The organism is Halolamina salifodinae, assembly GCF_017874235.1.
Lineage (GTDB): Archaea > Halobacteriota > Halobacteria > Halobacteriales > Haloferacaceae > Halolamina > Halolamina salifodinae.
On sequence record NZ_JAGGLC010000005.1, the window covers coordinates 95,180 to 122,164 of the forward strand.

Below are 26,985 nucleotides of genomic sequence, written 5' to 3' on the forward strand. Positions count from 1 at the left end.
AATCCCCCACGAACCGGAACTATGCCGCCCTCCACCGACCTGCCGATCACCAGACGTGCCGCCCTCGCGGCCGGCGTCGCTGCCGCCTCCACGCTCGCTGGCTGTCTCAGTGTCGAGGACATCCGCGACACGATCAACCCCCGCACGCACCACAGCGACGCCGAACTCGGCGCCCCGCCGGAGCCGTGGCCGACCGCGGGCCACGACGCTCGACGGACTGGCTCACGAGAAACTGAGACAACCCTCCCCGAGTCACCAACCATCGAGCGCGTCGGCCCCGGCGGCGACTTCTACGAAGGGGCGCCGATGGTCGACGCAGAGGCCGTCTACGCGCCGATCTGGAAACAGGCCCAACCTGAGTACGTCCGGGCGTTCGTCGCGACGGGCCGCGACGGCGAATCTCGCTGGCGCCACGACTGGTCCGAGAGCAGCGGCGCCGCGGCGCCGACGCTCCACGGTGGGACCGCGTTCCTGACTCGGGCCGGGGAGACGATGGCCGTCGACCGCCTGACTGGGGAAATCCGATGGACGTACGCGGCTGGCACGACCGGGAGCACCCCGACGGCCGTCGACGATCACCTCTACCTCGGCGCGAACTCACTGCTGGCACTGGACGGCGCGACTGGCGAACGGCTGTGGCGTGCCGACGACGTCCCGGACCACGCCGGCGAACTCGCAGCCACCGCTGACACCGTCTTCGCCGAGAGCGACGGCACACTGTTCGCCATTGACGCCGCTGACGGTTCGGTTCGCTGGCAAACTGACCTCGAACAGGAGGCCTACGGCGGACCAGTCGTCGGCGAGAAGATGATCGCGTTCATGGGGAGCGATGGGCTGCTGCAGGTGATTTCCCGGTCGGATCAGAGCGACCGCTGGACGGTCCAGTTCGACCGCGCCGCGCAGGCCCCGCCCGCGATTGCTGACGGCGTGGTCTACGTCGTCGACGAATCACCCTACGCCTGCCGGGCCTACGACGCCGCGAGCGGCGAGGAACTGTGGGACACGGACCTCGGCGTCGGCAGCGAGGATCGGCCCGCGGTGGATCCCGAGACGGTGTACGTCCCGAGCGAGGACACACTCGACTTGCTCGACCGCGAGACCGGCGAGATCCGGCGACGGATCGCGCTCGATCTGGACACGTTCTCCCAGCACGCCATTGCACTGGCCGACGACGCCGTGTTCTTCGTCGGGATTCGAGAAGGCGAGAGCGGCGTTTACCGGGTCGGGTGAGTCGTTGGATCGCTGACTTGGCGCGTCAGAGCAGATCCGGGAGCAACAGGAGCGCGAGCAGCAGGTGCCAGCCGAGCAGCGCGTACGTCTGCTGAGCGGACTCCGGCGGCCGGGGTGGGTTCCGTAGCGTCGCGTCGTAGACGAACACCGTCGCGAGCAGCGCGCCGGCCAGCAGGGCGAGTCGGAAGTCAACGTCGGTGGCGACGCCAGCCAGCGATCCGCCACCGAGGCTGGCCGCGATGGCGATCAGAATTTTGTCGTAGTACTCCAGCGAGCGACGCTGCATCTCGCTCGGTCGTAGCCGCCTCAGCCTGAAAAACATTCGAGCGAGCCGTCGACGGTGGCGCTCACTCCGCGACGGCCGCCGCCAGCCAGACTGTCACGAGCGTCCCCGCGAGAGCGACGGCGCCGATTGCGCCGAACGCCGCACCCGGGCCGGTGACATCGACGATGTAGCCGAACGCGGGCGGTGCAATGGCGCTGCCGAGCATCACGCCGACGCTGACCACCGCGAAGTTCGTCCCGACGGTGTCGTCGGCCGAGAGCGCGTCAGTCAGGCCGTCTCTGGCCGGCCCGGCGAGGCTCCGGGCGGCGCCGACGCCCAGCAGGGCGCCGACGGCCACCATCGCCGGGACGAGACCGGAGGCCAGCAGCACGACGAACCCGGTGACCGCGGCGAAACTCGCGACCATCACGGGGCCCGGATCGATCCGGTCGGTCAGGTCGCCGCCGAGGATGATGGCGACGGCGCCGACGACGAACATCCCCGTGAGCGCGAGGTTCGCCGTCTCCGAGGGAACGTCGTACACTCTGTCGAGGAACACGACGGCGTAGGTGTTCACGCCCCACGACGCCGTCGAGGTCAGGAGTGCGAGCAGCGTGAGCCCCATAATCCCGGGGGAGTTCGCCAGCGCGCGGAGCGCGGCGACGGCGCGGGTCGAGAGCGATTCCTTCTCCCCCTCTGTCTCGATGCCGACGTTCGGCCCCGTCACGTCGTCAGCGACGACGAACCGGAGTATGGCCGTCGCGACGAACGCGTAGAGCAGGCCGACGATGCCGATGGCGCCGACGGCGTGGCGCCACGTCATGCCGGCGTTGGTGAACAGCGTGAACGTGACCGGCGGAGTGGCGAAGCCCAGCGCGCCCCCGACGCCGTACACCGAGAACGCCCGACCCCGGAGGCCGTCGGGTGTGGCATCCGAGAGCAACGGGTAGTGGGCGGGGTGGTGGCCACCGACGCCGACGCCGATAAGCACCTGACCGAGCACGAGTGCGGGGAAGTTCGGCGCCAGCGCGACGGCGAGCACGCCGAGCGCGCCCGCGACCGAGGAGAGGGCGAAGGCGATGGTCCGGTCGCGCGCGTCGGCGAGCCAGCCGAAGGGGAGCTGGAACACGGTGTTGGCCGCCCCCTGCACGCCGAGGGCGATGCCGAGCATCGCCAGCGACGCCTCGAACTCCGCGGAGAGCGTCGCGAGAATCGGCGGGAACAGGACGAGATACGCGTGGTTGACGTACTGCGAGCCGCTGACGAGGCCGACGACTGTCGCCGCCTCCCTCGACGCGTCGCGGGCTCGGGTCGCCATTACCCGAATTCAGGACCGCGCCACTCCCAACCCTACGGCTGGCGGCAATCCACGGGGGATTCTCAGCCCCCGGACAGCATCGGCGGTACGCACGACTGTGTATATCCGACCCCGACCACAATCCCTTTTACGCACGGACGAACATACCCAGTCGATGACCGCCTACACCGCGACGGTGACGGTGCGGCTGAAGCGCGGCGTACTCGACCCCGAGGCCGAGACGACCCAGAAGACGCTGGAACGGCTGGGGTTCGAGCTGGCTGACCTGCGCTCGGCCGACCAGTTCGAGGTGGATCTGGACGCCGACGACGCCGAGGCCGCGGCCGAGCGCGCCGACGAGATGGCCCAGCGGCTGCTGGCGAACCCGACGCTCCACGACTACGACGTGGTTGTGGAGGAGCAGGGCGCATGACCGTCTCCGTGGTTCAATTCGGTGGCTCGAACTGCGACCGCGACGCCGTGCGCGCGCTCGACCGCATCGGCGTCGACGCCGAACGCGTCTGGCACGAGGACGGCCTACCCGCCGATACAGAGGGTGTCGTCCTCCCCGGTGGCTTCTCCTACGGCGACTACCTCCGAGCGGGCGCGATGGCCGCGCACTCGCCGATCATGAACGAGGTCCGCGAGGCCGCCGAGGCAGGGATTCCCGTCCTCGGCGTCTGCAACGGCGCCCAGATCGGCAGCGAGAGCCGGCTCACCCCGGGTGCGTTCACGACGAACGCCAGCGCCCGGTTCCAGTGTGAGCACGTCCACCTGCGCGTCGAGAACGCCGACACGCCGTGGACCGCGGCGTACGAGGCGGGCGAGGTGGTTTCGCTCCCCATCGCCCACGGCGAGGGGCGCTTCGAAATCGAGGACGAGCGCTACGAGGCGCTGGTCGACGACGACCGCGTGCTGTTTCGCTACTGCGACGCCGACGGGGACGTGACTGACGCAGCGAACCCCAACGGATCCACGGGGAACGTCGCGGGTGTGCTGGGCGAGTCCAAGAACGTCGCCGTGTTGATGCCCCATCCCGAGCGGGCGTCGCTGGAGGAACTCGGCGGCGTCGACGGACAAGGCGTGCTTGAAGGCTTCGCGTAGTTCTGGTTTTCCGGCCTTGAGGTTTCTGTGGAGTGTTCTCGGAGCTACCGCGACAGCGACAGCAGCTCTATCGTTGGCAACTTGTGACCGCCCCGCAGCCAGCGGTGGCGCGCGACGCGAGCGCCTCTGTGCGCGAGCAAGCGCGAGGGACGAGCGACCTACGGGAGCGAGTCGGCTGGGGAGGATGTGGCCGCAGTGCTGGGCAGTGCGGTCACAAGTGGCCTTGGGAACTCCGCGGTCGTGTTAGCGGTCACACTACCAGAGAAAAGCGCAGAAACGAGGAATAAACGCCAGATCCGAACTAGCGAGAGAGCGGCGTGTTGTAGCCTCGCTCCTCCTCCAGCACCAACTCCCACGTGAACTCACACTCACACTCGACCTGCTCGAACACCGACGGATCTTGCCGCAGGTCGAAGTCCTTGATCGCGCGCTGGACGCGGTCGTCACACTCGCCGCAGTTGTGAGCGCCGCGCTCGCTCCCGTGGCCCACCGGGTCCGAGACGACGATGGCGTCGACGTCCGTCGTCGTCCGGAGCACCTCGGCGACCGACCAGAGCCACGGCGGCCGGTAGCCGCCCTCGTAGAACAGCTCGTCCACCATCGTGTAGCGCTGGACGTTACAGGGGTTCATCGAGACGGTGTGACAGCCCTCGACCGCCCCGCAACGACGAACGCTGTCCTGCATATCCGCCAGCGCCTCCTGCTCCGAGAGGAAGGGCGGCTTCATCAGCAGGTACGCCTTCACGCCGCCGTCGGCCGCCCGCGCTTCTGCACAGGCGTCCTCGAAGTCCGCGAAGTCGAAGTACTTGTTCACGCAGTCGTGGCGCACGCGGTCGGTCGCCGTCTCCAGCCCCACCGCGACGTCGGTCTCCAAACCGCGGTCGGTGAACTCCGCGACCTTCTCGCGGTCGACGAAGTCCGGCAGGGACTCGACGACGATGCGGTCCCGGTCCGCGAACGTGTCGGCGATGGCCTGCCGGGTCTCGGCGGGCACCTCACGCTCGTCGAGGAACGATCCGGAGGTGTAGATCTTGATCAGGCCGGACTCGGCGTCGGCCTCCTCGGCCTCGTGGTCGAGACAGACCTGGATCTGCTCCATCAGGGCGTCGTGGCTCACGCTGCCGCCCTCGACGGACTCGGCGACGTAGCCACACATCGTACAGCCACCGGCGCGGGCCCAGCGACAGCCACCCGTGTTGAGGATGATCGTGAGGCTCTGGTACACCCCGTCGGGGGTGTTGTCCTCGTCGATCCACACGCGGGTCGGCTCTCGCGGGTCGTAGCTCTGATCGTTCTCGGCTCGGATGTCGCGCATCACCTGGTTGTGCGCGTCCATCCCCCGCCCGCGTTCGTACACTTCGGGCGTCGGCTCGCTGCTCATGGGCGAACTCCGCCGGGCACGGGGAAAACGGCTTCGACAGGCCCGCCAGCCACCCCTCGACGACACTGACCGGTCGTCACGTCAGTCCGGTCCCGGGCGTGCAGAGTCGTCGACGCCGCCGAACAGCCACCACGCGGCCCCACCGGCCAGCGCACCCACAGCGTCGGCCACCAGATCAAGCGCGGAGACGTGCCGGCCGGGAACAGGTCCCTGCAGGAGTTCGACGACGCCACCGAACACTGTCACGGCGACGACGACGGCGAGGAAGACCCGCGCCATCCGGGCCCGGCGCGCGAACAGCGTCGCCGCGGCGAGGGCGGCGTACCCCGCGCCGTGGAGGAGTTTGTCGACGCCCACGGGGCCGATGGTGGCGCCACCACCCCCGCCCGGGACGAGCGAAGCGGCGAGGATGACGGCGCCGACGGCGACGGGGAGCCAGTTGCGCGAAGCCACGGCCGAGGGTCGGCAGGCAGCGGGAAAACCGTTGTGTGGCAGGTGGGTTTATGCTGGCCGGGGCAGAACGGCCGGTCATGTCCGGAGCCGACTCCTCCACCGGCCTCTCGGGGTATCGTGGACTGCTACTCGCCGTCGCCGCGGGTGTGCTGATCGTCCTGCTCGTACTGGGGCTGCTCGGGTTCGGCGGCGTTGGCGGTGTCGTCGGCCTCCTCGGCTTCCTCGTCTACGGCGTCATCTGGCTGGCGCTACTGGCGTTCGTGCTGTGGCTGTTCTACCGCCTCGTCGTCGCCGTCGAGCGCATCGCGGGGGCGCAGGAACGGATCGCCGCCGCACAGAACCCCCGGTCACGGAGCGACGAAAACTGACTACTCCAGACTCACGACGACGGCGGTCCGGATGTCCAGTGCGGCGTCGAACTCGGCGCCACGGCGGGTTTCGGCGCCGATCCGGAGCAGTTGGCGCTCGTGAGCGCGGCGGACGGACTCCTTCTCCTCGGGCGACAGCGAGAGCACGGAGGCGACGCCCTCCCAGTAGTCCGGCGGGACGAAGAACAGTTCCCGCTGGTCGTCGCGGTGGGCGCGCTCGAACTTCCGGCGCAGCGACTCCCGACAGCCGGTGAGGTGGGTCTCGACGCGACTCAGTAGCTCCGGGAGCGCCTGGACGCCGACGCCGTCCGAGTGGGCCGCCTGCTGGAGCACCGCGGCGTCGAAGGGCACCCCGTCGGCGTCCGGCACGGGCGGCGCGTCCCGCGGGTCCGGCGCGTCGAAGGAGGTCATCGAGCCACCCGCGATGGTCGGCTCCCGTCCGCGGGCCCAGGAACGTGCGTCGAGCGAAGCATACCCGTCCTTTGTGCGTTCTCGGGGATAAGGAGCGTGGAGGCGGCTACTGGTTCCACGGCGCCGCGTCGAAGTCGACGATGCGGCGCCGTTCGTCGATTCCGTCGATGGCGGCGACGTCTTCCTCGTCCAGCTCCAGTTCCTGTGCGCCCCAGTTGTCCCGGATGTGGGCCTCGCTCGTGGCCTTGGGGATGGCGACGAGGTTCTCCTTTTCGAGCAGCCACGCGAGGCTCACCTGCGCGGGCGAGGCGTCGTGTTTCGCGGCGATATCCTGAATCGTCTCGATCTCGGCGACCTGGTTCCGAGCGATGGGGCAGTACGCCACCAGCGCGTAGTCGTGGTCGACGGCGTGGGCCCGGAGGTCTTCCTGGGGCAGCATCGGGTGACACTCCACCTGATGGGCCGCGAGCGGCGGGTCCAGTCGCTCGATGGCGGCGTCGAGTTGATCGATCCGGAAGTTCGACAGCCCCACGGCCTCGATGACGCCGTCCTCGTAGAGGTCGTTCAGCGCCTCGATAGTGCCCTCGGGGTCGTAGCTGTTGATCGGCCAGTGGACATACAGCAGGTCGATGCTGTCAACGCCCAGTCGCTCGACGCTCTCGTGGGCCGTCTCGACGGCGTCCTCGTACGCGAGGTTCCCCGTCGCGAGTTTGGTGGCGACGAACACGTCCTCGGCATCGACGTCGCTCGCGGCGATGCCGTCGCCGACGGCGCTCTCGTTGCCGTAGCTCTGAGCGGTGTCGACGTGCCGGTAGCCCACCTCGAGGGCGGTCCGGACGCTCTCGGCGCACTGCTCGGGGTCGTCGTTCTCGTAGGTGCCGAAGCCGAGTCGGGGGATCCCCTGCATGGGCGGATCGCGGGCGCGGGGGCCCCTCAACCCACCGGTACCGGCGGCCTCAGATATCGAGGGTCGTCGGTTCGACGCCGAGGTCGTCGAGGTGGCTCTCCAGGGCGTCGACCCGGCGGCCGAGTTCCTCGGGCGAGTGCGCGTCGCTGCCAACGACGAACTCGACGCCGTGGTCCCGGAGCGTCGTGAGCAGGTCCGGGGCGGGGTGGAACTCGCCGTAGTCACCCAGCGCGCGTCCGGCGTTGATCTCCGGCACGGTGTCTGACTCGGCCAGCGCGGCCGCCAGCCGGTCGTAGTGGGCCTGCGTCGAGAAGCCACGCAACGACGGCGTGCGCTCCACCAGATCGACGTGGGCGGCGATGTCGAACAGCCCGGAGTCGACCAACTGGACCAGCGTGTCGTAGTAGTCGTCGACGACCGCCTCCCGTTCGCGCTCCGAGTCGTCGCGGAACGCGGCGTCGCGCTGGACGTTCCGGCCGTTCACCTGATGGACGCTCCCGACCGCGTAGTCGAAATTCGCGTCGTCGAGGAAGGCGGCCTGCTGGTCCTCAGCGGCGGGGAGGTAGTCCATCTCCACCGCATCGAACACCCGAATATCTCGGCCGGCGGCGATCTGTTCGATCCCGCGGCGCCGACGCTCGTAGGTGAGGTCGAGCGAGAAGCCGAGGCTGTCGCGGTTCGCCCGCAGGCGCTCGTCATCCGAGATGTGGCAGTGGTCGGCGATGCCGACCCCCTCAAGCCCGGCGCGTTCTGCGGCCTCGATCATCCCGAACAGGAACCCGCCGTCGGAGTAGTTCGAGTGGGTGTGGTAGTCGAACCGGACCATCAGGGAAGCGGCGCGAGTGTCGCCGTGAAGACGGCGGTGTCGTCCGTTTCGTTGCGGGCGCCGTGGGCGACGCCACGCTCGTGGACGACGACGCCGGGCGCGTCGATGGCTTCCTCGTCGCCGTCCTGAATCACGGTGACGGCGCCGGCGAGCACGTGGAACACGTTCAGGCTCTCGGGGTGGTCGTGGCTGTCGAGTTCGGCGCCCGGGCCGAGGAAGAAGGCCTTGACGAGAGCATCGTCATCGACGACCAGTTCACGCGTCTCGATCTCGCCCTCGGCAGGCGTCACGTCGGGTAGTCGGTCCATACGCCCCCGTGGGGCGGCGGGAAGAAAAAGCCGGCTTCGGTGGCGGGCTACTCCTCGCCGTCGATCCCGTCCTCGTCGAGGAAGCCGTGGTACGGGCAGACGTACTCGTCACGGATGATCTGCTCGTCGACGATTTCGAGGCCGAGCGCGTCCAGATCCTCGCTGATCCGGTTGAGGTCGTCGTGATCCCGGCCGATGGTGTTGACGTAGACGTTGCGCTCGCCGGTCATGATCTCCCGGACGGCGGTCACCCCGCGGATCTGGCGGGCCTCGTTGGCCAGTTCGTCGCGCTCCGGGATCGGCGCGGTACAGATGATCTTCGTGTACAGCGGGTAGCCCGCGAGGTCGTAGTCGATGTCGAGGTGGTAGCCGCGGATGACACCGCGCTCCTCGAGTTTGTTGATCCGGGTGCGGACGGTGCTCGCCGAGAGATCGAGCTTTTCCGCGATCTCGCTGGAGGAGGTGCCACGGGCGTCCTGCTGGAGGTAGTAGAGGATGTGTCTGTCCACTCGGTCCAGCTCTCCGTCTTTCATCGCTACGGCGATATCACCGGGGAGCCGCCTTAGTCCCCGCGGTTTCGCCGAGAACAGCGGCGGCACGACCGCCGACAAACGAATGTTCAGCAGACAGATCGGGTTTTTCTGCCAGTTTCTTCGACGGAACCGTAAATAGAACCATCAATTTATGCGGTTACGTCTCCAAGACAGAGTGCAAGCTTGGAGAAAGCGGGTAGATCGCCTCCCATGAGTCACAACTACACCGAATCGGCCGATGACGAATCGACAACCGAGCCCGGCGGGGCCGACTACTACGTGCTGGGCGGTGGCGTGCTCGGCGTAGCGGTCGCCAGACGGCTCCGCGAGAGAGAACACACCGCAGTCGTCGTCGACGACACCGTCAGCACAGCGGACGTGCCCGTCGTCGACGCCGCGCCGACCGACACGGACGCACTGCGTGACGCCGGACTCTCGGCGGCCTCGACCGCTATCGTCGCGACCTGCTCTGACGAACGGAACCTCCTCGTCGCCCAGTTGATCCGTGCCCGCTTCGACGGACTGCGGGTGGTCGTGCTGGCCAACGCTGACGGCCGGGTTGGGGTGTTTGCCGACGCTGGCCACGAGCCGGTCTGTGTGACGAGCGCCATCTCCGACGCCGTCGCCGAGCACGTATGAAGGAGCTCGAACGCGACCTCGGCCTGCCGTCGGTGCTGGCGATCAGCATCGGCGCCATGATCGGCAGCGGCATCTTCATCCTCCCCGCCCTGGCGCTGAAAATCGCCGGCCCCGCGGTGATCCTCGCCTACCTGCTCGCGGGCGTGCTCGTCGTACCCGCGGCGCTCTCGAAATCCGAGATGGCGACCGCGATGCCCGAAGCCGGCGGCACCTACATCTACATCGAGCGCGGGATGGGGCCGCTGCTGGGCACCATCGCCGGCGTCGGCACGTGGTTCTCGCTCTCCTTTAAGGGCGCCCTCGCGCTGGTCGGCGGCGTCCCCTACCTGCTGATCCTGTTCGATCTCCCGCTCAAACCCGTCGCGCTCGCGCTGGCGACGGTCCTGATCCTCGTGAACGTCCTCGGCGCGAAACAGACCGGGCGCCTCCAGGTCGGTATCGTCGTCGTGATGCTGGCGGCGCTCGGGTGGTTCGCCGCCGGGAGCGCCCCGCAGGTCCAGTCGGCGAACTACGCCAACTTCTTCGCGGACGGCATCGGCGGCCTGCTGGCGGCGACGGGGCTGGTCTTTGTCTCCTACGCCGGCGTGACGAAGGTCGCCAGCATCGCCGAGGAGGTCGAGGACCCCGGTCGGAACATCCCGCTGGGGATCCTCGGCTCGCTGGGCTTCACGACCGTGCTCTACGTCGCCATCGTCGCCGTCCTCGTCGGCGTCACCGACCCCGGCGCCGTCGCCGGCTCTGCCACCCCGGTCGCGGAGGCAGCCGCGGTCACGCTCGGGGGCGCCGGCGTCGTCGCCGTCATCGCCGCCGCCATCCTCGCGCTGGTGTCGACAGCCAACGCGGGGATCCTCTCCTCCTCGCGTTACCCGTTCGCGATGAGCCGCGACAGCCTCGCGCCGCCGTCGATGGCGTCGGTCAGCGAGCGGTTCGGCACGCCGGTCAACTCAATCACGCTCACCGGCGCGGTGCTGCTGGCGCTGATCGCGTTCGTCCCGATCCTGGACATCGCCAAACTCGCGAGCGCGTTCCAGATCATGGTGTTCGCGCTGATCAACCTCGCCGTGATCGCGTTCCGCGAGGGGACCACCGAGTACGAACCGGAGTTCGACTCGCCGCTCTACCCGTGGATGCAGGTGTTCGGCGCGGTCAGCAGCCTCGCGCTGCTGACCCAGATGGGGAAGATAGCCCTGATCGGCGCCGGCGTGATCACGGTCGGCAGCGTCCTCTGGTACCTGGGCTACGTTCGCCCGCGGGTCAGCCGCGAGGGTGCAGCGACCGGCGCGATCCGCCAGCAGGTCAGCGAGGACGTGCTCAGCGAGGTCGAGACCGCCGACGCCACCCACGAGGTGCTCGTCGCACTCACCAAGCGGATGGACCAGCGCCGCGAGCGCGCACTCATCGGTCTCGCGGCGGACCTGATCCGGGACGACGACGGCCGCGTGGTCGTCGTCCGGTTCGAGGAGGTGCCCGATCAGGCGCCGCTGACAGAGGACGCGACCGTGCAGTCGACTGCCGACCGCTCTTTCGAGCGCCGGGTCGAACGACTGGGCGAGGAGTTGGGCGTCGCCGTCGAGGCCGACGAGATCGTGAGCCACGACACGAAACACGCTATCGTCAACTTCGCGGACCGCCGCGGCGTCGACGCCATCGTGGCCGAACACGAGCCGCTGCGCCTGCGCTCGCGGCTGTTCGGCGACCCTATCGACTGGGTGGCTCGCCACGCACCCTGTGACGTACTGCTCGTCGACAGCGCCGACCCCGAGCGGCCCGAAGAGATCGCGGTGGCCGCCGAGTCCGGCCCGTTCCCGCCCTTGGCGGTGAACGCCGCCGAGGCCGTCGCCGACGCCCAAGAGGGCGAGGTGTCGCTCTGGTACCCAGCCGAACGGGCCGACTCGCTCGAGGAACACCGTACGGAACTCTCGGGGATGCTCGACGTGCCCGTGACCGCCGAACCGATCCGGACCGACCGGCGCCGCCCCGAAACGGACCTGCTGATCCGCCGCGGCCAAGACCACCGCGTCCGTGGCGCGCTGTTCGACGGGGAGCGACGATTTATCGGCGCCGCGGGGACGACGGTCACCGTCTATCCCCGGGAGAGCCGTCGACCGCCGCTGAGCCGACAGCTACTCGAGCGGTTCGTGGTCTGAGCGCCGCTGTCCGTTCCAGCGCTCGGAGAAATGGTGCCGCGTCGGAACCGCATGCACGACAGCGAACGATACGGACGAACCCATCCCGGATGGCCCGCCTCTGACAGAGGACACCCCCGCACCGTCCGAGACCGCTACCGTCGCGCCGTCATCGCCGTCTCCCGAACCAGGGGAGAATGGGCGGATCCGAAACCCACTACCGCTGATCAGCCGCGAGTGGCCGATCAGTTCTTGCCGTTACCGTTCCCGTTGCCGGCCTGCTCGTCGTCATCGTCGTCTTCCTCGTCGTCGTCAGCGTCCGCCTCGTCCTCAGCGTCGTCCGCCTCGGACTCCGTTTCCTCGTCGTCGCTGTCGCTCGCGGTTTCGGTCGCGTCGTCACCGTCCGGCGCGTTGCCGTTGTCGTTGCCGCGATCCGAGTCGTTCTCGGAGTTGCCCGGCGCCTCGTCGCTGTTACCGGGGCTGTCGTCGGAGCTGTTCGGGCCGGCGTCGGAGTCGTTCTCGGGCGTGTCCTCACCGTCGGGGCCCGCGTTCTCGGAGTTGCCCGGCGCCTCGTCGTTGGCGGTCGCGTTCTGGATCATCTGGCCGAGGTTCCCCTCGCCGTCACCGTTGAGCCAGTTCTGGACGACCGCGAACACGGAGTGGGCTCGCTCGGAGGCGTTCTCGTCGGGGCCCTTCTCCGCGTCCTCACCGTCTTCCTCGTCGTCGCTCTCGGCGACCAGTTCGCCGTTCTCGATCTCGTACTTGAGCTCGAGCTCCTGCTCGCCCGACTCGACTTCGATCTCGAGTTCCTCGCTCGCGTTCGTCTCGAACGTCAGCGTGCCGCTTGCGTCGGTCGTGCCGACCGTCTCGCCGTTGGCGACGACCGTCGCGTTCTCGACTGCGCTGTCGTTCTCGGTCACCGTCACGTCGACGGTGCCGTTATCGAACGTCACGTCGGCCGAGAGTTCGGTCTCGGTCTCGTTCTCCTCAGTCTCGTTCTCCTCTGTTTCCTCGTCCTCGACGAGTTCGAGTTCGCCGTCCTCGATCGCGTAGGTGCGCTCGAGGTCGACGTTGTCGCCGTCGAACGCGAGCGTCAGTTCCTCGCTCGCGTTCGTCTCGAAGGTGAGCGTGCCGTTCGCGTCGGTCGCGCCGACGGTCTCACCGTTGGCGGCGACGGTGACGTTCTCTGCAGCGCTGCCGTTGTGGGTCACCGTCACCGTGACGGCGCCCTCGTCGTAGTTTGCTTCGACGCTTGTCTCAGCGTCGGCCTGGACGGCCGTGGCGGCCCCCGCACCTGCGGAGACCACCAACGCTGCGAGCAGCATCGTGAGCAGTTTGGTGGAGTTCATCGCAGTCGATCCAACGACCTACACCCCCTTGAATGGGGGACGCCACAAACGGGGATTTGGGCGCTTCAGGCCGCTATAAGCCGAATTAAGCCGAATTAAGCGTCGATCTGTGGGCTCGACGGCCGACAAAATTAGCAGGCCGCCGCCCGAACGGCAACCGCATGACAGACACCGAGAGCGAGCGGGCGATACCCGACGACTGGGCGGAGGTCGAGCGCCCCGACTCCATCGTCGAGAAGTACGACCCGCGCGCGCCGGCGCTGTTCGAGTACGACGACCGCGACATCGGCGTCCACATCCTCCCCGCCGAACCCAACGTCGCCCACGCCGACACGCACCGCTGGCGGCTGGGGTTCGTCCGGGGGAACCGCGACAACTTGGAGGAAGCGGAACCGATACTCGTGGTTCACGGCCGGGAGAACGCGTACCACGCAGCGCACGTGTTCATGGAAGCGTACGACGAGTACGACGAGCACAGCCACGACGCGCGCGTCGAGATCGCGAAGGCGGCCGCGCGCGACGCGGTGGACGAGGCGTAGCTACAGTTCCGCGACCAACTCCTCGGCGACCGTTTCGGCGTCGAGCAGCGACGGATCGACGATCAGATCGACGACGCTGCCGACGGATTCCGGCAGCGTTCCCTCACCGTAACAGACCGCCCGCACGTCCTCATTTGCTTCCTTTGCGAGCGTAATCGAAATCCCCTCGCTCAGATCCGTCAGAACGAACAGGTCGGCGTCCTCGATGCCCGCTTCCGAGAGCGCGTCGGCGAACACGGGGCTGCCGACGCGCTGGATGTCGACGCCCAGCGCTTCGAGTTCCTCGCCGATCCCTTCCGGGTCGGCGCCGGCGACGATGGCCTTCATCACTCGTACTCGATGGTCGCGGGCGGTTTGTGGGTCACGTCGTAGACGACGCGGGCCACGTTCTCGTTCATCCCGGTGATCCGGCTCTGGATGCGCTGGAGCGTCTCCCAGGGCAGTTCCTGGGCGCGGGCGGTCATCCCGTCCCGGCTCTCGACGGAGCGGACGGCGACGACCCAGCCGTGGACGCGGTTGTCACCCTTCACGCCGGTCGCTTTGCCGAGGACGGCGCCAAAGGCCTGCCACGGCTCGTGTTCCTCGGTCTCCTCCTCGACGACGTGACAGGCGTCGCGGGCGACCTCGACTTTCTCCTTGGTGACCTCGCCGACGATGCGGACTGCCAGCCCCGGCCCGGGGAACGGCATCCGTTCGGCGATGACCTCCTCCAGATCGAGTTCGCGGGCGACCTCGCGGACCTCGTCCTTGTAGAGGTCCCGAACCGGTTCGACGATGCCCTCGAAGTCGACGACCTCCGGCAGGCCGCCGACGTTGTGGTGGGACTTGATGTTCCCCTCGCTCTCGATGCGGTCGGGGTAGATGGTCCCCTGCACGAGGTAGTCGGCGTCGGCCTCCGTCGCTTCGCGTTCGAACTCGCGGATGAACTGCTCGCCGATCACTTTGCGCTTCTCCTCGGGGTCGGTGACGCCCGCGAGTTCGGCGAGGAAGCGGTCCTCGGCCTCGACGACGGTGAGCGAGTGCATGAACGCGAACGTCTCGCGGATGCTCTCGGTCTCGCCTTTCCGCATCAGGCCGGTGTCGACGTACACGGGGATCAGGCGGTCGCCGATGGCCTCGTAGGCCAGCGCGGCCGCGACCGAGGAGTCGACGCCGCCCGAGAGCGCGATGACGGCTTTGCCGTCGCCGACCTGCTCGCGGATCTCTTCGATCTTCTCGTCGACGAATTCGGGGGCGTCGACCATCAGGCGCTCACCTCCTCGGTCGCCTCCTGCTCGTCCAGAATCGCGTCGAGCAGGCCGACGAAGGGCGGGCTCGCGCGGTCGGGACGGGAACGGAACTCCGGATGGAACTGGGTGCCGAGGAAGTACGGGTGGTCGGCACGTTCGACGATCTCCATACGGTTACCAGCGTCCCCCGAGAACGTCAGCCCGTCGGCTTCGAGCTGTGGGATGTACTCCGGGTTCACCTCGTAACGGTGGCGGTGGCGCTCGGTGCAGGAGGTGTCGCCGTACACCGCGGCCGCAAGCGTGCCCTCGTCGATATCGGTGTCGTGGGAGCCCAGCCGCATCGTGCCGCCCATCTCCTCGGTCTCGTACTGCTCGGGCAGCAGGTCGATCACGGAATGCTCGGTCTCGGGGTCGAGTTCGGCGCTGTGGGCGTCCTCGAGGCCGAGGACGTTGCGTGCGTGCTCGACGACCGCCATCTGGAAGCCCAGACAGAGGCCCAGGAAGGGGACGTCGTTCTCGCGGGCGTAGCGGATCGCCTCGATCTTCCCCTCGGTGCCCCGGGAGCCGAAGCCGCCCGGGACGACGATTGCGTCGGCGTCCTTCAGGCGCTCGGTGTGGTGCTCGGCCATCTCGTCGGCGTCGACCCACTCCACGTCGACCTCGACGCCGCGCTGGATGCCGGCGTGTTTCAGCGCCTCGTGAACCGACATGTAGGCGTCCTCGAGGTCGTACTTGCCGACGAGCGCCACGTCGACGGTCTCGGTGCGCTCGCGGGTGACGAGGTCGCGCCATTCCGTCGAGCGTTCCTCTTCGGGGAGCGCCTCCTCTTTGAGGTTCAGGCGCTCCATCACGTACTCGTCGAGCCCTTCGGCCTCGACCATCAGCGGGACGTGGTAGATGTCCTCGACGTCCGGGTTCGAGAACACCGCGTCGGTGGGCACGTCACAGAACAGCGCGATCTTCTCCTTCGTCTTCGGGTCGAGTTCGTCCGTGGCGCGGCCGACGAGGATGTCCGGCTGGAGCCCGATGGACCGGAGCTCCTTCACGGAGTGCTGGGTGGGCTTGGTCTTCTGCTCGCCGTTCTTCGAATAGGGGACGAGCGTCACGTGGGCGAAGAGCAGGTCCTCCTCGTCTTCCTCGTGGGCGAACTGGCGGAGAGCTTCGAGATACGGCATCCCCTCGATGTCGCCGACGGTGCCGCCGATCTCGATGAGGCAGACATCGCTGCCCTCGGCGGCCTCGCGGATGCGCCGCTTGATGTCGTCGGTGATGTGGGGGATGACCTGGACAGTCTCGCCGAGGTAGTCGCCGGCGCGCTCGCTCTCGATGACTTCCTGGTACACTTTCCCCGTGGTGACGTTGTGGTCGGAGGTCATGTCGACCCCGAGGAACCGCTCGTAGTTCCCGAGGTCGAGGTCCACCTCCCCACCGTCTTTCAGCACGTACACCTCGCCGTGCTGGTAGGGGTTCATCGTGCCGGCGTCGACGTTGAGGTAGGGGTCGATCTTGACGGCGGTCACGTCGAAGCCGGCGTTTTTGAGCAGGCGACCGGTGCTCGCGGCGGTGATGCCCTTGCCGAGTCCGGACATCACCCCGCCGGTGACGAACACGAACTTCCGGCCGAGGTCGGGGTCGTAGCGCTGCGGGTCCGTCGGCATACCGACCATCCCCGTCCACCCGGGAAAACGATTTCGGAGGGGCCCCGGGGTGGGGATCACTCCCGTTCGATACGGCGTCGGTCGCGTCAGTTCTCGGGGGACACGTCAGATCTCGGCGAACAGCTCCTCGGCGTAGGCCTGCGCGCGCTCCCGGACTGCGGCGGCGTCGACGCCGATATGCTCACCGTCCTCGTAGCGCACCTGTCCGTCGACCATCGTGAACTGCACGTCGTCGCCGTGTGCGGCGAACACGAGATGGGAGACGGGGTCGTGGATCGGCGTCGCGCGTTCGTTGTCGGTGGTGAGACCCACGATGTCGGCTTTCCAGCCCTCGCGGAGCGCGCCCACGCGCTCGAAGCCGGCCGCGTCGGCGCCGTTGAGCGTCGCCATCTCGAAGGCCATCTCGGCGGCGATGGCGGTCGGATCGCGGTCGTCGACTTTCGCGAGCAGGCTAGCCTGCCGCATCTCGGTGAACGCATCCAGCGTGTTGTTGCACGGCGGGCCGTCGTTGCCCAGCGCGACGTTGATCCCGCGGCTGACGTAGTCCTCGACCGGCGCGATGCCGGATGCGAGCTTCATGTTCGAGGACGGGCAGTGGGTGACGTGGGTGTCCGTGTCCGCGAGCACCTCGCGTTCGGCCTCGTCGGTGTGGACGCAGTGGGCCAGCACCACGTCGTCGCCGGTGAGGCCGACTTCGTCCAGCCAGTGGACGTTCCGCATCCCGGTCTCGGTTTCGACGGCCGCGATCTCGTCCTCGTTCTCGCTGGCGTGGGTGTGAATCCGGACGCCGTCGTAGCGGTCGGCGAGGTCGCGAGCGCCGCGCAGGCACTCCTCGGTACAGGAGACGGCGAACCGGGGCGTCACGGCGTACTGGATCCGGCCGTTCTCGGTGTCGTGATGCCGGCGAATGAGGGCCTCACTATCCGTGAGCGCCTGCTCGGTCGCCTCTTCGAGGCCGTCGGGGGACTCCTTGTCCATCAGCACCTTCCCCATCCGGGCGCGGATGCCGCGCTCGCGGGCGGCCTCGAAGGCGGCGTCGGCGTGGTGGACCGAGAGGTGGTCGATGACGGTGGTCGTGCCGGAGGCCAGACACTCGAGATAGCCGAGTTCGGCGGCGAGGCGCATGCCTTCGGCGTCGAGGCCGGCCTCCATCGGGAGGACGTAGTCGAACAGCCAGTCGAGCAGTTCCGCGTCGTCGGCGACGCCGCGGCCCAGCGACTGGACGGAGTGGACGTGCGCGCCCACGAGACCCGGGGCGACGATGTCGAACTCGCGGTGGTCGTGCGCCGGGAACCGCTCGCGGAGGTCGGAAGCGGGGCCGACGGCTTCGATACGGTCGCCGTCGCCGGACTCCGTCCGGCTGCTAGAGGTGCTTCGCTCCTCGCTGGCGACGACGACGGCGCCGTCCTCTACGACGGTGTCGGCGTCGACGACGACGGTTCCGGTGAGTAGCATCCTCCACGGGCGAAGGTTTCGGTGCTTAAGAGTATGGCTATGCGAAGCGGTGGTCGGCGCGAAGCGATCGCGCCGTCGTGCGCGAGCAAGCGCGAGGGACGAGTGAGCGACTGAAAGGAGCGAACGAGTCGGCTGGGGAGGCTGTGGACTGTGTGGTCGGGCGGGACTGAAAGGGGCTGCGGCGTCGGCGAACCCGGACGACGTAAGGACCGCAACGAAGTGAGGACCGCAGCGAGTCCCGGGAGCCGACGCCGCAGGGGCTTTCTCTTGTTACCAATCTAGACGGATCGGCACACGATTCACCCGGAAAGTACGAATCGTCAGAACCCCAGCGCCTCAAGCAGGTCGAACCCCCAGCCGAGACGCTCTATCCCGACGTAGCCCACGTAGATGCCGAGGATGGCGACGACGCCCGGGAGTTCCGGCGGCGCCGGCAGCGGGAGGCGGAGGAACGTGAACAGCGCACCAGTGGTGATGCCGACAGCGAGGGCGGCGACGACGGCGACGAGGTTCATAGCCTGCGAAACCACGGGGCCGGCGGCCGTAAAGGCGGCTATCGCCGGCGATTCTTTCCCTGCCCAGCCAAAGCGGTACTCACCCCTATGATTTAACAATCATTGGGAGAACATAAAGCGAATAGAATGGGCCCCGACTGAACGTGTTCGTAGACGAAAGTGGGAACCACAGTCGGCCAGACTGTTATATCGTGTCGTGTTGTTGGTGCGTTACTGAGTACGACGATCCGAATCGAGTGCTGCGGTCGACAAAGAACAAAATCTCGGACAATGTCATCTATCCTCGCGACGAACCGTCACCCGGACGGGAGCTCAAGGGGGCCGAAATAACGGATACAAAGCTCAATTCGGCCTTCGCTTACCTTCGAAAGATCGGTAAAGGCGACGGCACAATCGTTACGGCTGGTCTGCCATGGTCTGACCGGCAGCCGATACGATTCACTTCTTACGAGAGCGAGAGTGAACTTGGAAGTCGTATCAGTCAGGATTACCTCGGAGAAGGAAGATCAGAATTCCTTGATCAGATTGTTGGCCTCTCGTCGGCGATAACCCCGCTTTTCCGGCTATTGGCTCGACACGAACCGAATATTGAGATGGGTCACGTGCTACTAGACGCAGAAACTTGGAAAACACCGAGCGACAAGATCGAATCCCTCGTTACCCCTATCGAGTGGATCCCGGAGGTGAGGTTCAGCGTGCATAATAGCCAAGCTGTTCCAGGGATTCAATTAGCCGATATCGCAGCCCATATGCGTCGTAGTTTCATTATGGATGGCGACTGCAAAGAGGGGCAGAGCTATCTGAACGAGCTGAGGTTGTAGAGAGACGGAGGACGAACCATAACGGCTCCTCCTCCTGAAGACATCAATGTATTCCGCTTCCAGATATTTAAACATGGCATTATTTGGACCAACCCTGACCGGAAGGGTCTCATAGTCGTCGATGACCGCCGTGCCTATTACTGGGGAGCGTCGAACACCAGTATGAGCTACGAGGACGAAATGGAGAACCCCGAGAACCCGGTCGCGACGATTCAGACCACCCACGGCGACATCGTCGTCGAACTGTTCGAACAGCGCGCGCCGACGACCGTGCGGAACTTCATCACGCTGGCGACCAGCGCCGACGACTACGAGGACGCCGAGGTCGGCCCCGAGGGCGAGGCGTGGGAAGACCCCGAGTCCGGCGAGAAGCGCGTCGACCCGCTGTACGACGACGTCGCGTTCCACCGCATCATCTCCGAGTTCATGATTCAGGGCGGCGACCCCACCGAGACGGGTCGCGGCGGCCCCGGCTACGAGTTCGAGGACGAGTTCCACGACGAACTCAGCCACGACGGCCCGGGCGTCCTCTCGATGGCCAACTCCGGCCCCAACACGAACGGCTCGCAGTTCTTCATCACGCTGGACGCCCAGCCCCACCTGGACGGCAAGCACGCCGTCTTCGGGCGCGTCATCGACGGCATGGACGTGGTGAAAGAGCTCGGTTCGGTCCCGACCGACCGCAACGACCAGCCGCAGGTCGAGGCGAAGCTGGAGTCGGTCGCAATCGAACAGTAAACCGATCTCTGCGGCTCCGTTCTGCGCTTTTCACCCTCCCCAGCGACGCAACTACCGTGATTTCACTCCACATAAGCGTTGCCGGCAAGGCTTATCCGCGTCCGTGGTAGTTGTTCACATGCACAGTATGTTCGAGCAGTTCTCCAGCGGCTACTACCTGGGTGTGTTGTACGTCGAACCCGGCGAGGAGCGCGCCGCCCTCAACGTCGACGACCACGAGGCGGTCAACCGACAGCTCTACGCGGACAGCGAGGGGATCGAACGGCTCGACTCCCCGCTCGTGATGAAACTCGACGGCATCCACTTCCCGGTCCGGGGCGACGAGGGTGTCCCGTCGGGCACGCTGACGGTGCCCGCGTCGCTGGCCGACGGCGACCTGCCGGCGCGCCGCGAGGTGTTCCTCGCCCGTCCCGAGCGTGCCGGACAGCTACTGAAGTACGGCGGCTGGCGGCCGGCGGACGCCGCGTAGCAGCCGGAAACCACGGGGTAAGCATCCCGTTCGTTTAAAGAGAGATAGTTAGGTGGGGCCATGGGTAAGAGACAACGCAAGAACACGAATGGCGCGGGCGGGCTCCGCGCCGCCCTCGACGCCGCCGAGTGTGAGGGGGCCCGCCGCCACATCCGCGAGTCGATGCAGTTCCCCCACCTCGACAGCGAGTAAGGCCCGAAGCTACAAACCCCTCGCCGCCCGCGGGTTCGGTATGCTCGACCGCCTGCTGGGCCGCGCCCATCTGAAAGCGCGTATCGAGGAACTCGAGGAGGAGTGTGAGAGCCTGCAGGCCCAGGCCGAATCAGCAAAGCGGAGCCGTGCCGAGGCCGTCAGCGCCCGCCAGCAGGCCGAACACGAGATCAACCGACTCGAGGACCGGATCACCGAACTCGAGGATCGCCTCTCCCGGGCCGAAGGAGACGGCGAAGCCGACCTGACCTACCGCCACGAGGAGACCGCCCGCGGCGACCGAGTCGCCGCCGTCGCCGACCGCCTGCGCAGCGTCGACGCCGCCCGTGAGGGCGCGCTAACTGCGTTCGTTGCGGACGGCGACCTGCCCGACGCCGTCCGTGAGACGCTGGGCGACCGGGCGCCGTTGGTCTCGCGGGCCGCTCCCTGCCTCGTTTGTGTTGACGACGCCGGCCTCGTCGCGACGGCGCTCTCGCTTCCGGTCGAACCCGACCCCTTCAGCGAGTGGGACGACAGCTTCCGGGTCGAACCGGAGTGGGTCCGGCCAACCGGTCGGCTCTGTTTCGCGCTCGTGCGCTCCGATAAGTTCGCTCTCGGCATGTACGAGGACGGCGAGCGCGTCGAGTTCGCGGGGTTCGAGAGCGACGTGATGAACGAACACTCGAAGGGCGGCTTCTCCCAGGACCGCTTCGAGCGCCGGCGCGACGCCCAGATCGAGGAGCACCTGGAGAGGGCCGCCGAAGCCATCGAGAACCACACAGCCGACGCCGACCGCGTCATCGTCGTCGGCGAGAAGAGCGTGCTCGGCGACCTCCGGGACCTCGCGGACGTGACGGCGACCGTCGACGCCACCGGCGACCCCGAGGAAGCGCTGGCCCACGCGTTCTCGGATTTCTGGAGCGTGCGCGTCCGGGGGCTGTAGGCACCACGGCCGCGCCGACCGGCTTCCGCAGACCGCCGATTTATCTACCCCCTCGCCCATTCCCGAACCATGACCGAAAGCAGGCGCCTCGCGATCCTCGCCCACGAGAAGTTCCCGGACCGCGCGAAAACCGCCCTCGGCGTGATGCGCTACAGCGACGACGATACCGTCGCCGTCATCGACCGTGACACCGCCGGCAGCCGGGTCCACGACCACACCGAGACCGTCCCGGACGCGCCCATCGTCGGCGCGTTCGAGGACATCAACGAGGAGGTCGACACGCTGCTGATCGGTATCGCACCCATCGGCGGCGGCTTCGACGAGTCGTGGCGCCCGGACGTGCGCGCCGCGCTCGAAGCGGGCGTCGATGTCGTTGCCGGCCTCCACTACTTCCTGAACGAGGACGAGGAGTTCGCCACGCTCGCGGCCGAACACGGCGCCGACATCCACGACGTTCGCGAACCGCACGCCGGGATCGGCGTCGCGGAGGGGCGCTCCGACGAGATCGACGCCGAGGTCGTGCTCACGGTGGGCACCGACTGCTCGGTCGGCAAGATGACCGCCACCTGCGAACTGGTCACGGCCGCCCGGGAGGCCGGCATCGACGCCGGATTCATCCCGACGGGCCAGACCGGGATCATGATCGCCGGGTGGGGCAACCCCGTGGATCGCGTGGTCTCGGACTTCACGGCCGGCGCCGTCGGGGAGATGCTGCTGGAGAAAGGCGACGAACACGACGTACTGTTTGTCGAGGGGCAGGGGAGCATCGTCCACCCGGCCTACTCCGCGGTCACCTGCGGCATTCTCCACGGCTCGATGGCCGACAAACTCGTACTCTGTCACGAGGCCGGCCGCGAGGTCGTCCACGGCTACGAGGACACCGAACTCCCACCCGTTTCGGAGTACGTGGACCTCTACGAATCGCTCGCGAACCCCGTCCACGAGACGGAGGTCGTCGCCGGCGCGCTCAACACGAAGGATATCGAGGACGACGCGGCGGCCCGCGAGGCCGTCGGGGCGTTCAGCGAACAGATCGGCGCCCCCGCGACCGACGTGGTCCGGTTCGACGCCGCCGAGATCGTGGAGGAGCTATGAGCCTCGACACCGAGTTCGAGCGCGTCTCGCTCCCGCTAGCGGACGCGTTCACCATCTCCCGCGGGACACAGGAGACCGCCGAGAACGTGATCGTCGAGATCACTGACGAGGGCGGGATGACCGGCATCGGCGGCGCCGCCCCTTCCGCACACTACGGCGAGACCGCCGACACGGTCGAGGCGGTGCTACCGGACCTGCTCGATGTCGTCGAGGAGGTCGGTGACCCCCACGCACTCACCGAGATCGAGGCACGGATGCGCGAGACGGTCGAGCGCAACCCCGCCGCCCGCTGTGCGGTCTCCATCGCGCTGCACGACCTCGCGGCCAAGCGCACGGGGCTGCCGCTCTACCGGATGTGGGGGCTGGACGCCGACGAGACGCCAACCAGTTCGTTCACCATCGGCCTCGACACGACCGAGCGCATCCGCGAGAAGACCGAAGAGGCCGTCGAGGAGGGCTACGAGGTGCTGAAGGTCAAACTCGGCACCGACCGCGACCGGGAGATCATCGAGGCCATCCGCGACGCCGCGCCCGACGCGACGCTGCGCGTCGACGCCAACGAGGCGTGGACGCCCCGCGAGACCGTCGAGAACTCCCGCTGGCTCGCCGACCACGGCGTGGAGTTCATCGAACAGCCGGTACCCGCCGAGGACCCGGGGGGCCTGCAGTTCGCCTACGAACGCAGCGAACTCCCAATCGCGGCCGACGAGTCCTGCGTGACGCTGTCGGACATCCCCGAAATCGCCGACAAGTGTGACATCGCGAACCTCAAACTGATGAAGTGCGGCGGCCTGCTGGAGGCCAAACGGATGGTCCACGCCGCCCGCGCGGAGGGGCTGGAGGTGATGCTCGGCTGCATGATCGAGAGCAACGCCAGCATCGCCGCCGGCGCCCACCTCGGGCCGCTGCTGGACTACGCGGACCTCGACGGCTCGCTGCTGCTGGAGTCGGATCCCTACGACGGCGTCGACCTCGCGAAAGGGGAACTTCGGCTCGCGGAACTCGGCCTGCCCGGGACCGGCGCGCGCAAAGCGTAGCTACTCCGTCTCGAGCGCCACGTTCCGGTCGGTTTCTCGGAGGATGAACGGACCGATGGAGAGCGTGCGCTTGGTGACAGTGACGATCCGGAGGATGTACGCCAGCAGCACCGCGAACGGCAGCAGCGCGATGGCGACGATGGCGGCGGCCTGCAGCAGCGCGAACGGGACGCCGGCGACGCCGCCCGGCGCCGGATCGAAGAACAGCAGCGCCCACGTCGACACCAGCAGCGACGGCAGCGACGCCCAGAGGATCGTCCGCGAGAGGTCGATTAGCTCCCACTGGAAGTAGAGCGTCTTGAAGTGCTCGCGGGCGGGCCCGAACAGTTCGAGCACGGTCGCGAGTGCGTCCAGTCGGTCGGTCGCCCCGTCGCTCAAACTGTCGGCGTGTTCGGCCCGGAGCCGCTTCGCGGTGTAGAGCTTCCAGGAGTAGTTGAAGTCAAGCGCCGCCGTGATCACCTCGAACTCGCCGAACCGGGCGCCCTCGAGGTCCGCGCGCACCCCCTCGCTGTTCTCCCGGATGGCGTCGACGAACTCGGTAATTCGTTCGCGGAGGTCGGCGTCGTCGAGATCCTCGACGGCCGACGCCACTTCCTCGGCGCGCTGCTCGGTCGCGCCCACGAGCGCCCGGAGGAACGCCGAGGGCTCGGTGGGGCTGACGGCCTCTTCGATCTCGTCGGCCACGTCCGACCGGAACGCGGTCGCCTCCTCCATACGCTCGCGTTGGTCGCCGACGGCTCCCTGCTCCTGTGAGAGCACCAACTGCGAGAGCGTCAACACGAGCGTCACGCCGGTGATCGTCGACCCCACGAGCGCCTGGGCCAGCGTCTCCATCGGGTCGCCGTCGGTGAGCAGCGGGTAGGCGGACTTCGGGTGGGCGAACCCGCCGGCGACGACGCCGAGAAAGAGGGCGCCGACGACCCCCAGCGCGACCAGCCGGCGGTCGGCGCCCATGTACAGCCAGAGTTTGGCGGTGCTCACGTCGGCACGCTCCCGGATGGTGTCCCGGGTTTCGCCCGGGGAGCCGTCAGCGTCGCTCACCGGTGCTCACCCCGTCGACGGGACACGGGGCTACTCCTCGTCGCCGCGGAGTTCCTCGAGTTCGCTTTCGATCTCGGCGTCTGCCACCTCGGTCTCGGGTTCGGTGGCGGACGATTCGCTCGACTCACTCTCGGTCTCGTCAGCACCGTCGGCCTCGGCACCCTCACCGAGTTCCCCCTTCAGCGTCGCGAGTTCGGACTCGACCTCGGTGTCGGCCCGGCCCTGTTCGAGTTCGCGGTCGATGCGGTCCTCCTCGGAGAGCGCGTTCTCGAAGGCGCCGGTGTCCTGGAGTTCGTCCATCGCCTCCGCGCGGGCCTCCATCTCCTCGGTCTGCTCCTCGGAGCGCTCGATAGCCCGGGTCACGTCGCTCATCTCGTCGCCGGCGCCGGTCATTGCCTCGGAGACGCGGGTCTCGGCCTCGGCGGCGTCGTGGCGGGCCTTGAGCGTCTCCTTCCGGGTGCGGAACTCCTCGATCTGACTCTGGAGGTCGTCTTTCTTCTCGACGAGGCGGTCCTGTGACTCCTGCAGGTCGGCGATCTGGGCCTCGAGGTCCTCGATCTCGTTCATCTTCGATTTCTTCTTCTCGAGGGCCTCGCGGGCGAGGTCGTCGCGGTCCTGCCGGACGGCCTCGCGGGCCTGTTCGTTGTGTTTCTCGACGTTCTCTTCCAGCCGGCGCTTCTGGATCTCCAGGCGTTTCTTCTGGGTCGTGAGGTCGGCGATACCCTGCTTGACCTCCTGAAGCTGATCACGCATCTGCTCGTAGGAGTAGTCGAGGGTCTCGTTCGGGTCTTCGGCCCGGTTGAGCACCGCGTTCAGCTTCGACCGGACGACGTAGGAGGCGCGCGAGAGGATTCCCATACCCATGCGTGGGGTCGTCAGCGCCTTAAACTTCCCGCGGAGATGACCAGTTCGGCGACCGGAAAGGGCTTGCAGCCGGGCGACCCACCCCCCGTCGTGAGCGACTCGATCAGGCTCCCCAGCGTTCGGGACGTGCGTGCGAGCCTCGATTCGGCGTCGACGGACGCGGACGAAGGTGCGCCCGGCGACGGTCGGCCGGGCGCCGACGCTTGCGTCGTCGCCTGCCCGCCCCACCCCCAGCAGCGCGGCCACCGCGGCGACGACCGCCTCGTCGCCATTTCGGAGCGCCTCGTCGACGGCGGCGTCGACTGCCTGCGCTTCGACTACGGCGACTGGGACGGGGGGTACGGCGAACTCGGCGACACGTACGACGCGCTCGCGTGGGCTGGCGAGAACTACGAGACAGTGGCCCTGACAGGGTTCAGTTTCGGCGGCTGTCTCACGCTGCTTGCGGCGGGCGGTATCGGCGTCGATGGAGAACCAGCAGCGACGCCGGACCTCGAGGCCGTCGCCGCACTCGCGCCGCCCGCGCGGCTGAACCAGGATCTGGATGCTGTGCCGGCGATGGAGCGCATCGACGCCCCCGCGACAGTGGTGTACGGCGAGCGCGACGATATCGCGGACTGGGAGCCAGTCGTCGAACGTGCGGAAGAACTCGGCTGGCCGACGACGGCGCTGTCGGCCGATCATTTCTTCGTCGGACGAACTGGCAAAGTCGGCGACATCGTCGGGGAGTTCCTGCTGGACGCGCTCTGACTACTCCGCTGCCTCGCGGTAGCCCGCGAGGACGTAGCTCCCGGTGAGGATCAGGACCATCGCGAGCACGAACGCCCAGAAGCCGACCTGGAGCGCGTCGGCGACCAGCGCGGCCGTGGAGGCCCGTTCGATCGGCTCCCAGACGAACACGACGGCGGCCGCGAGCGCGCCGACGACGAACGGCGCGAGAAAGCGCGGATCCCACAGCGAGCCGCCGGTCTCGGCGTAGCTACCCACGTAGTTCCGGAACGTCGAGACGAACACGTACACCGCGAACCCCCAGAGCACGCCGCTGACGGCGGCCGCAAGCAGCGCCGAGACGGTGAACGCCGCTGTGCCCGCGCCGGCCAGCGATCCGGCGGCGCCGACGAGGAAGGCAGCGACGACGAGGAGATGCCACGGTTCGAAGCGGTCCTGGAGGGCCATCGCCCGGAGATCAGTGCCG

General features: G+C 67.8%; 33 protein-coding genes. 15 read left to right on the plus strand and 18 right to left on the minus strand.

The features are described 5' to 3' along the window. Positions 1-21 precede the first annotated feature (21 nt). A complete protein-coding gene (locus J2753_RS11500; protein ID WP_209492200.1) occupies positions 22-1,230 on the plus strand; it encodes a PQQ-binding-like beta-propeller repeat protein in 1,209 nt (402 codons plus the stop codon). Between the two features lie 25 nt (positions 1,231-1,255). Here the strand turns inward: J2753_RS11500 and J2753_RS11505 are convergent, their stop codons facing one another. Both J2753_RS11505 and J2753_RS11510 read right to left on the minus strand, forming a co-directional pair. Beyond that, positions 1,256-1,516 (minus strand): hypothetical protein, encoded by a 261-nt coding sequence (locus J2753_RS11505; protein ID WP_209492201.1) that lies wholly within the window; start codon positions 1,514-1,516, stop codon positions 1,256-1,258. Positions 1,517-1,577: 61 nt separating this feature from the next. After that, positions 1,578-2,813: an MFS transporter gene (locus tag J2753_RS11510; RefSeq protein WP_209492202.1), complete on the minus strand. Its 1,236-nt coding sequence runs from the start codon at positions 2,811-2,813 to the stop codon at positions 1,578-1,580. A 154-nt stretch (positions 2,814-2,967) separates the two neighbouring features. Here J2753_RS11510 and purS point away from each other — a divergent pair, with 154 nt between their 5' ends. Then, positions 2,968-3,225 carry a phosphoribosylformylglycinamidine synthase subunit PurS gene (gene purS / locus J2753_RS11515; protein WP_209492203.1) on the plus strand — a complete coding sequence of 86 codons (258 nt, stop codon included), beginning with the start codon at positions 2,968-2,970 and terminating at the stop codon, positions 3,223-3,225. Further along, complete coding sequence (gene purQ, locus J2753_RS11520) at positions 3,222-3,896, plus strand: phosphoribosylformylglycinamidine synthase I (RefSeq protein ID WP_209492204.1); 675 nt, start codon at positions 3,222-3,224, stop codon at positions 3,894-3,896. Before purS ends, purQ begins: the two co-directional genes overlap by 4 nt. Before the next feature lie 301 nt (positions 3,897-4,197). On the opposite strand, the gene J2753_RS11525 is transcribed toward purQ, so the two are convergent. Both J2753_RS11525 and J2753_RS14565 read right to left on the minus strand, forming a co-directional pair. Then, on the minus strand, positions 4,198-5,277 hold the full coding sequence (locus tag J2753_RS11525; RefSeq protein WP_209492205.1) for an archaeosine biosynthesis radical SAM protein RaSEA: 1,080 nt from the start codon (positions 5,275-5,277) through the stop codon (positions 4,198-4,200). 81 nt (positions 5,278-5,358) lie between these two features. Next, positions 5,359-5,730 (minus strand): VanZ family protein, encoded by a 372-nt coding sequence (locus J2753_RS14565; protein ID WP_209492206.1) that lies wholly within the window; start codon positions 5,728-5,730, stop codon positions 5,359-5,361. Between the two features lie 77 nt (positions 5,731-5,807). On the opposite strand from J2753_RS14565, the gene J2753_RS11535 reads away from it, so the two are divergent. Beyond that, positions 5,808-6,098: a hypothetical protein gene (locus tag J2753_RS11535; RefSeq protein WP_209492207.1), complete on the plus strand. Its 291-nt coding sequence runs from the start codon at positions 5,808-5,810 to the stop codon at positions 6,096-6,098. Here the strand turns inward: J2753_RS11535 and J2753_RS11540 are convergent, their stop codons facing one another. From J2753_RS11540 to J2753_RS11560, 5 genes are all read right to left on the minus strand, one after another. Then, a complete protein-coding gene (locus tag J2753_RS11540) occupies positions 6,099-6,509 on the minus strand; it encodes a hypothetical protein (RefSeq protein ID WP_209492208.1) in 411 nt (136 codons plus the stop codon). Positions 6,510-6,615: 106 nt separating this feature from the next. Next, positions 6,616-7,416: an aldo/keto reductase gene (locus tag J2753_RS11545; protein ID WP_209492209.1), complete on the minus strand. Its 801-nt coding sequence runs from the start codon at positions 7,414-7,416 to the stop codon at positions 6,616-6,618. A gap of 49 nt (positions 7,417-7,465) precedes the next feature. Further along, complete coding sequence (locus J2753_RS11550; protein ID WP_209492210.1) at positions 7,466-8,242, minus strand: PHP domain-containing protein; 777 nt, start codon at positions 8,240-8,242, stop codon at positions 7,466-7,468. Continuing rightward, positions 8,242-8,550, minus strand: a complete 309-nt coding sequence (locus J2753_RS11555) for a cupin domain-containing protein (RefSeq protein ID WP_209492211.1) — start codon at positions 8,548-8,550, stop codon at positions 8,242-8,244. Before J2753_RS11555 ends, J2753_RS11550 begins: the two co-directional genes overlap by 1 nt. 47 nt (positions 8,551-8,597) lie before the next feature. After that, complete coding sequence (locus tag J2753_RS11560; RefSeq protein WP_209492212.1) at positions 8,598-9,083, minus strand: Lrp/AsnC family transcriptional regulator; 486 nt, start codon at positions 9,081-9,083, stop codon at positions 8,598-8,600. A 210-nt stretch (positions 9,084-9,293) separates the two neighbouring features. On the opposite strand from J2753_RS11560, the gene J2753_RS11565 reads away from it, so the two are divergent. Next, positions 9,294-9,722: an NAD-binding protein gene (locus J2753_RS11565; protein WP_209492213.1), complete on the plus strand. Its 429-nt coding sequence runs from the start codon at positions 9,294-9,296 to the stop codon at positions 9,720-9,722. Then, positions 9,719-11,869: a universal stress protein gene (locus J2753_RS11570; RefSeq protein WP_209492214.1), complete on the plus strand. Its 2,151-nt coding sequence runs from the start codon at positions 9,719-9,721 to the stop codon at positions 11,867-11,869. The genes J2753_RS11565 and J2753_RS11570 overlap by 4 nt, the downstream gene beginning before the upstream one ends. Before the next feature lie 224 nt (positions 11,870-12,093). On the opposite strand, the gene J2753_RS11575 is transcribed toward J2753_RS11570, so the two are convergent. Further along, complete coding sequence (locus tag J2753_RS11575) at positions 12,094-13,197, minus strand: hypothetical protein (protein WP_209492215.1); 1,104 nt, start codon at positions 13,195-13,197, stop codon at positions 12,094-12,096. 161 nt (positions 13,198-13,358) lie between these two features. On the opposite strand from J2753_RS11575, the gene J2753_RS11580 reads away from it, so the two are divergent. Then, positions 13,359-13,736, plus strand: coding sequence for a hypothetical protein (locus J2753_RS11580; protein WP_209492216.1), 378 nt, complete (start codon positions 13,359-13,361; stop codon positions 13,734-13,736). Here J2753_RS11580 and J2753_RS11585 read toward each other — a convergent pair whose 3' ends face one another. From J2753_RS11585 to J2753_RS11605, 5 genes are all read right to left on the minus strand, one after another. Then, complete coding sequence (locus J2753_RS11585; RefSeq protein ID WP_209492217.1) at positions 13,737-14,063, minus strand: DUF7126 family protein; 327 nt, start codon at positions 14,061-14,063, stop codon at positions 13,737-13,739. Beyond that, positions 14,063-14,980 (minus strand): glutamine-hydrolyzing GMP synthase, encoded by a 918-nt coding sequence (guaA, locus tag J2753_RS11590; RefSeq protein ID WP_209492218.1) that lies wholly within the window; start codon positions 14,978-14,980, stop codon positions 14,063-14,065. The genes J2753_RS11585 and guaA overlap by 1 nt, the downstream gene beginning before the upstream one ends. Beyond that, positions 14,980-16,623: a CTP synthase gene (locus J2753_RS11595; protein WP_209492219.1), complete on the minus strand. Its 1,644-nt coding sequence runs from the start codon at positions 16,621-16,623 to the stop codon at positions 14,980-14,982. Before J2753_RS11595 ends, guaA begins: the two co-directional genes overlap by 1 nt. 105 nt (positions 16,624-16,728) lie before the next feature. Beyond that, a complete protein-coding gene (locus tag J2753_RS11600) occupies positions 16,729-18,078 on the minus strand; it encodes a 5'-deoxyadenosine deaminase (RefSeq protein WP_209492220.1) in 1,350 nt (449 codons plus the stop codon). Between the two features lie 320 nt (positions 18,079-18,398). Beyond that, a complete protein-coding gene (locus J2753_RS11605) occupies positions 18,399-18,593 on the minus strand; it encodes a XapX domain-containing protein (RefSeq protein ID WP_209492221.1) in 195 nt (64 codons plus the stop codon). 143 nt (positions 18,594-18,736) lie between these two features. Here J2753_RS11605 and J2753_RS11610 point away from each other — a divergent pair, with 143 nt between their 5' ends. The 7 genes from J2753_RS11610 (at position 18,737) to J2753_RS11635 (ending at position 23,885) form a co-directional block, all read left to right on the plus strand. Next, positions 18,737-19,414: a DUF3800 domain-containing protein gene (locus J2753_RS11610; protein ID WP_209492222.1), complete on the plus strand. Its 678-nt coding sequence runs from the start codon at positions 18,737-18,739 to the stop codon at positions 19,412-19,414. 162 nt (positions 19,415-19,576) lie between these two features. Continuing rightward, positions 19,577-20,152: a peptidylprolyl isomerase gene (locus tag J2753_RS11615; protein WP_209492223.1), complete on the plus strand. Its 576-nt coding sequence runs from the start codon at positions 19,577-19,579 to the stop codon at positions 20,150-20,152. A 127-nt stretch (positions 20,153-20,279) separates the two neighbouring features. After that, positions 20,280-20,621 (plus strand): DUF5802 family protein, encoded by a 342-nt coding sequence (locus J2753_RS11620; protein ID WP_209492412.1) that lies wholly within the window; start codon positions 20,280-20,282, stop codon positions 20,619-20,621. 60 nt (positions 20,622-20,681) lie between these two features. Continuing rightward, complete coding sequence (locus tag J2753_RS14570) at positions 20,682-20,813, plus strand: hypothetical protein (RefSeq protein WP_281064215.1); 132 nt, start codon at positions 20,682-20,684, stop codon at positions 20,811-20,813. A 40-nt stretch (positions 20,814-20,853) separates the two neighbouring features. Then, positions 20,854-21,753 (plus strand): Vms1/Ankzf1 family peptidyl-tRNA hydrolase, encoded by a 900-nt coding sequence (locus tag J2753_RS11625; RefSeq protein ID WP_209492224.1) that lies wholly within the window; start codon positions 20,854-20,856, stop codon positions 21,751-21,753. A 69-nt stretch (positions 21,754-21,822) separates the two neighbouring features. Then, positions 21,823-22,848, plus strand: a complete 1,026-nt coding sequence (locus J2753_RS11630; protein WP_209492225.1) for a DUF1611 domain-containing protein — start codon at positions 21,823-21,825, stop codon at positions 22,846-22,848. Beyond that, complete coding sequence (locus tag J2753_RS11635) at positions 22,845-23,885, plus strand: dipeptide epimerase (protein ID WP_209492226.1); 1,041 nt, start codon at positions 22,845-22,847, stop codon at positions 23,883-23,885. Before J2753_RS11630 ends, J2753_RS11635 begins: the two co-directional genes overlap by 4 nt. Here J2753_RS11635 and J2753_RS11640 read toward each other — a convergent pair whose 3' ends face one another. Both J2753_RS11640 and J2753_RS11645 read right to left on the minus strand, forming a co-directional pair. Further along, positions 23,886-24,926, minus strand: a complete 1,041-nt coding sequence (locus tag J2753_RS11640; RefSeq protein ID WP_209492227.1) for a hypothetical protein — start codon at positions 24,924-24,926, stop codon at positions 23,886-23,888. It lies immediately after the preceding gene. Positions 24,927-24,956: 30 nt separating this feature from the next. Continuing rightward, on the minus strand, positions 24,957-25,784 hold the full coding sequence (locus J2753_RS11645; RefSeq protein WP_209492228.1) for a PspA/IM30 family protein: 828 nt from the start codon (positions 25,782-25,784) through the stop codon (positions 24,957-24,959). A gap of 96 nt (positions 25,785-25,880) precedes the next feature. Between J2753_RS11645 and J2753_RS11650 the strand changes: the two genes are divergently transcribed. Then, complete coding sequence (locus tag J2753_RS11650) at positions 25,881-26,540, plus strand: alpha/beta hydrolase (RefSeq protein ID WP_209492229.1); 660 nt, start codon at positions 25,881-25,883, stop codon at positions 26,538-26,540. Here J2753_RS11650 and J2753_RS11655 read toward each other — a convergent pair whose 3' ends face one another. Next, positions 26,541-26,966 (minus strand): hypothetical protein, encoded by a 426-nt coding sequence (locus tag J2753_RS11655; protein ID WP_209492230.1) that lies wholly within the window; start codon positions 26,964-26,966, stop codon positions 26,541-26,543. Positions 26,967-26,985: the final 19 nt, after the last annotated feature.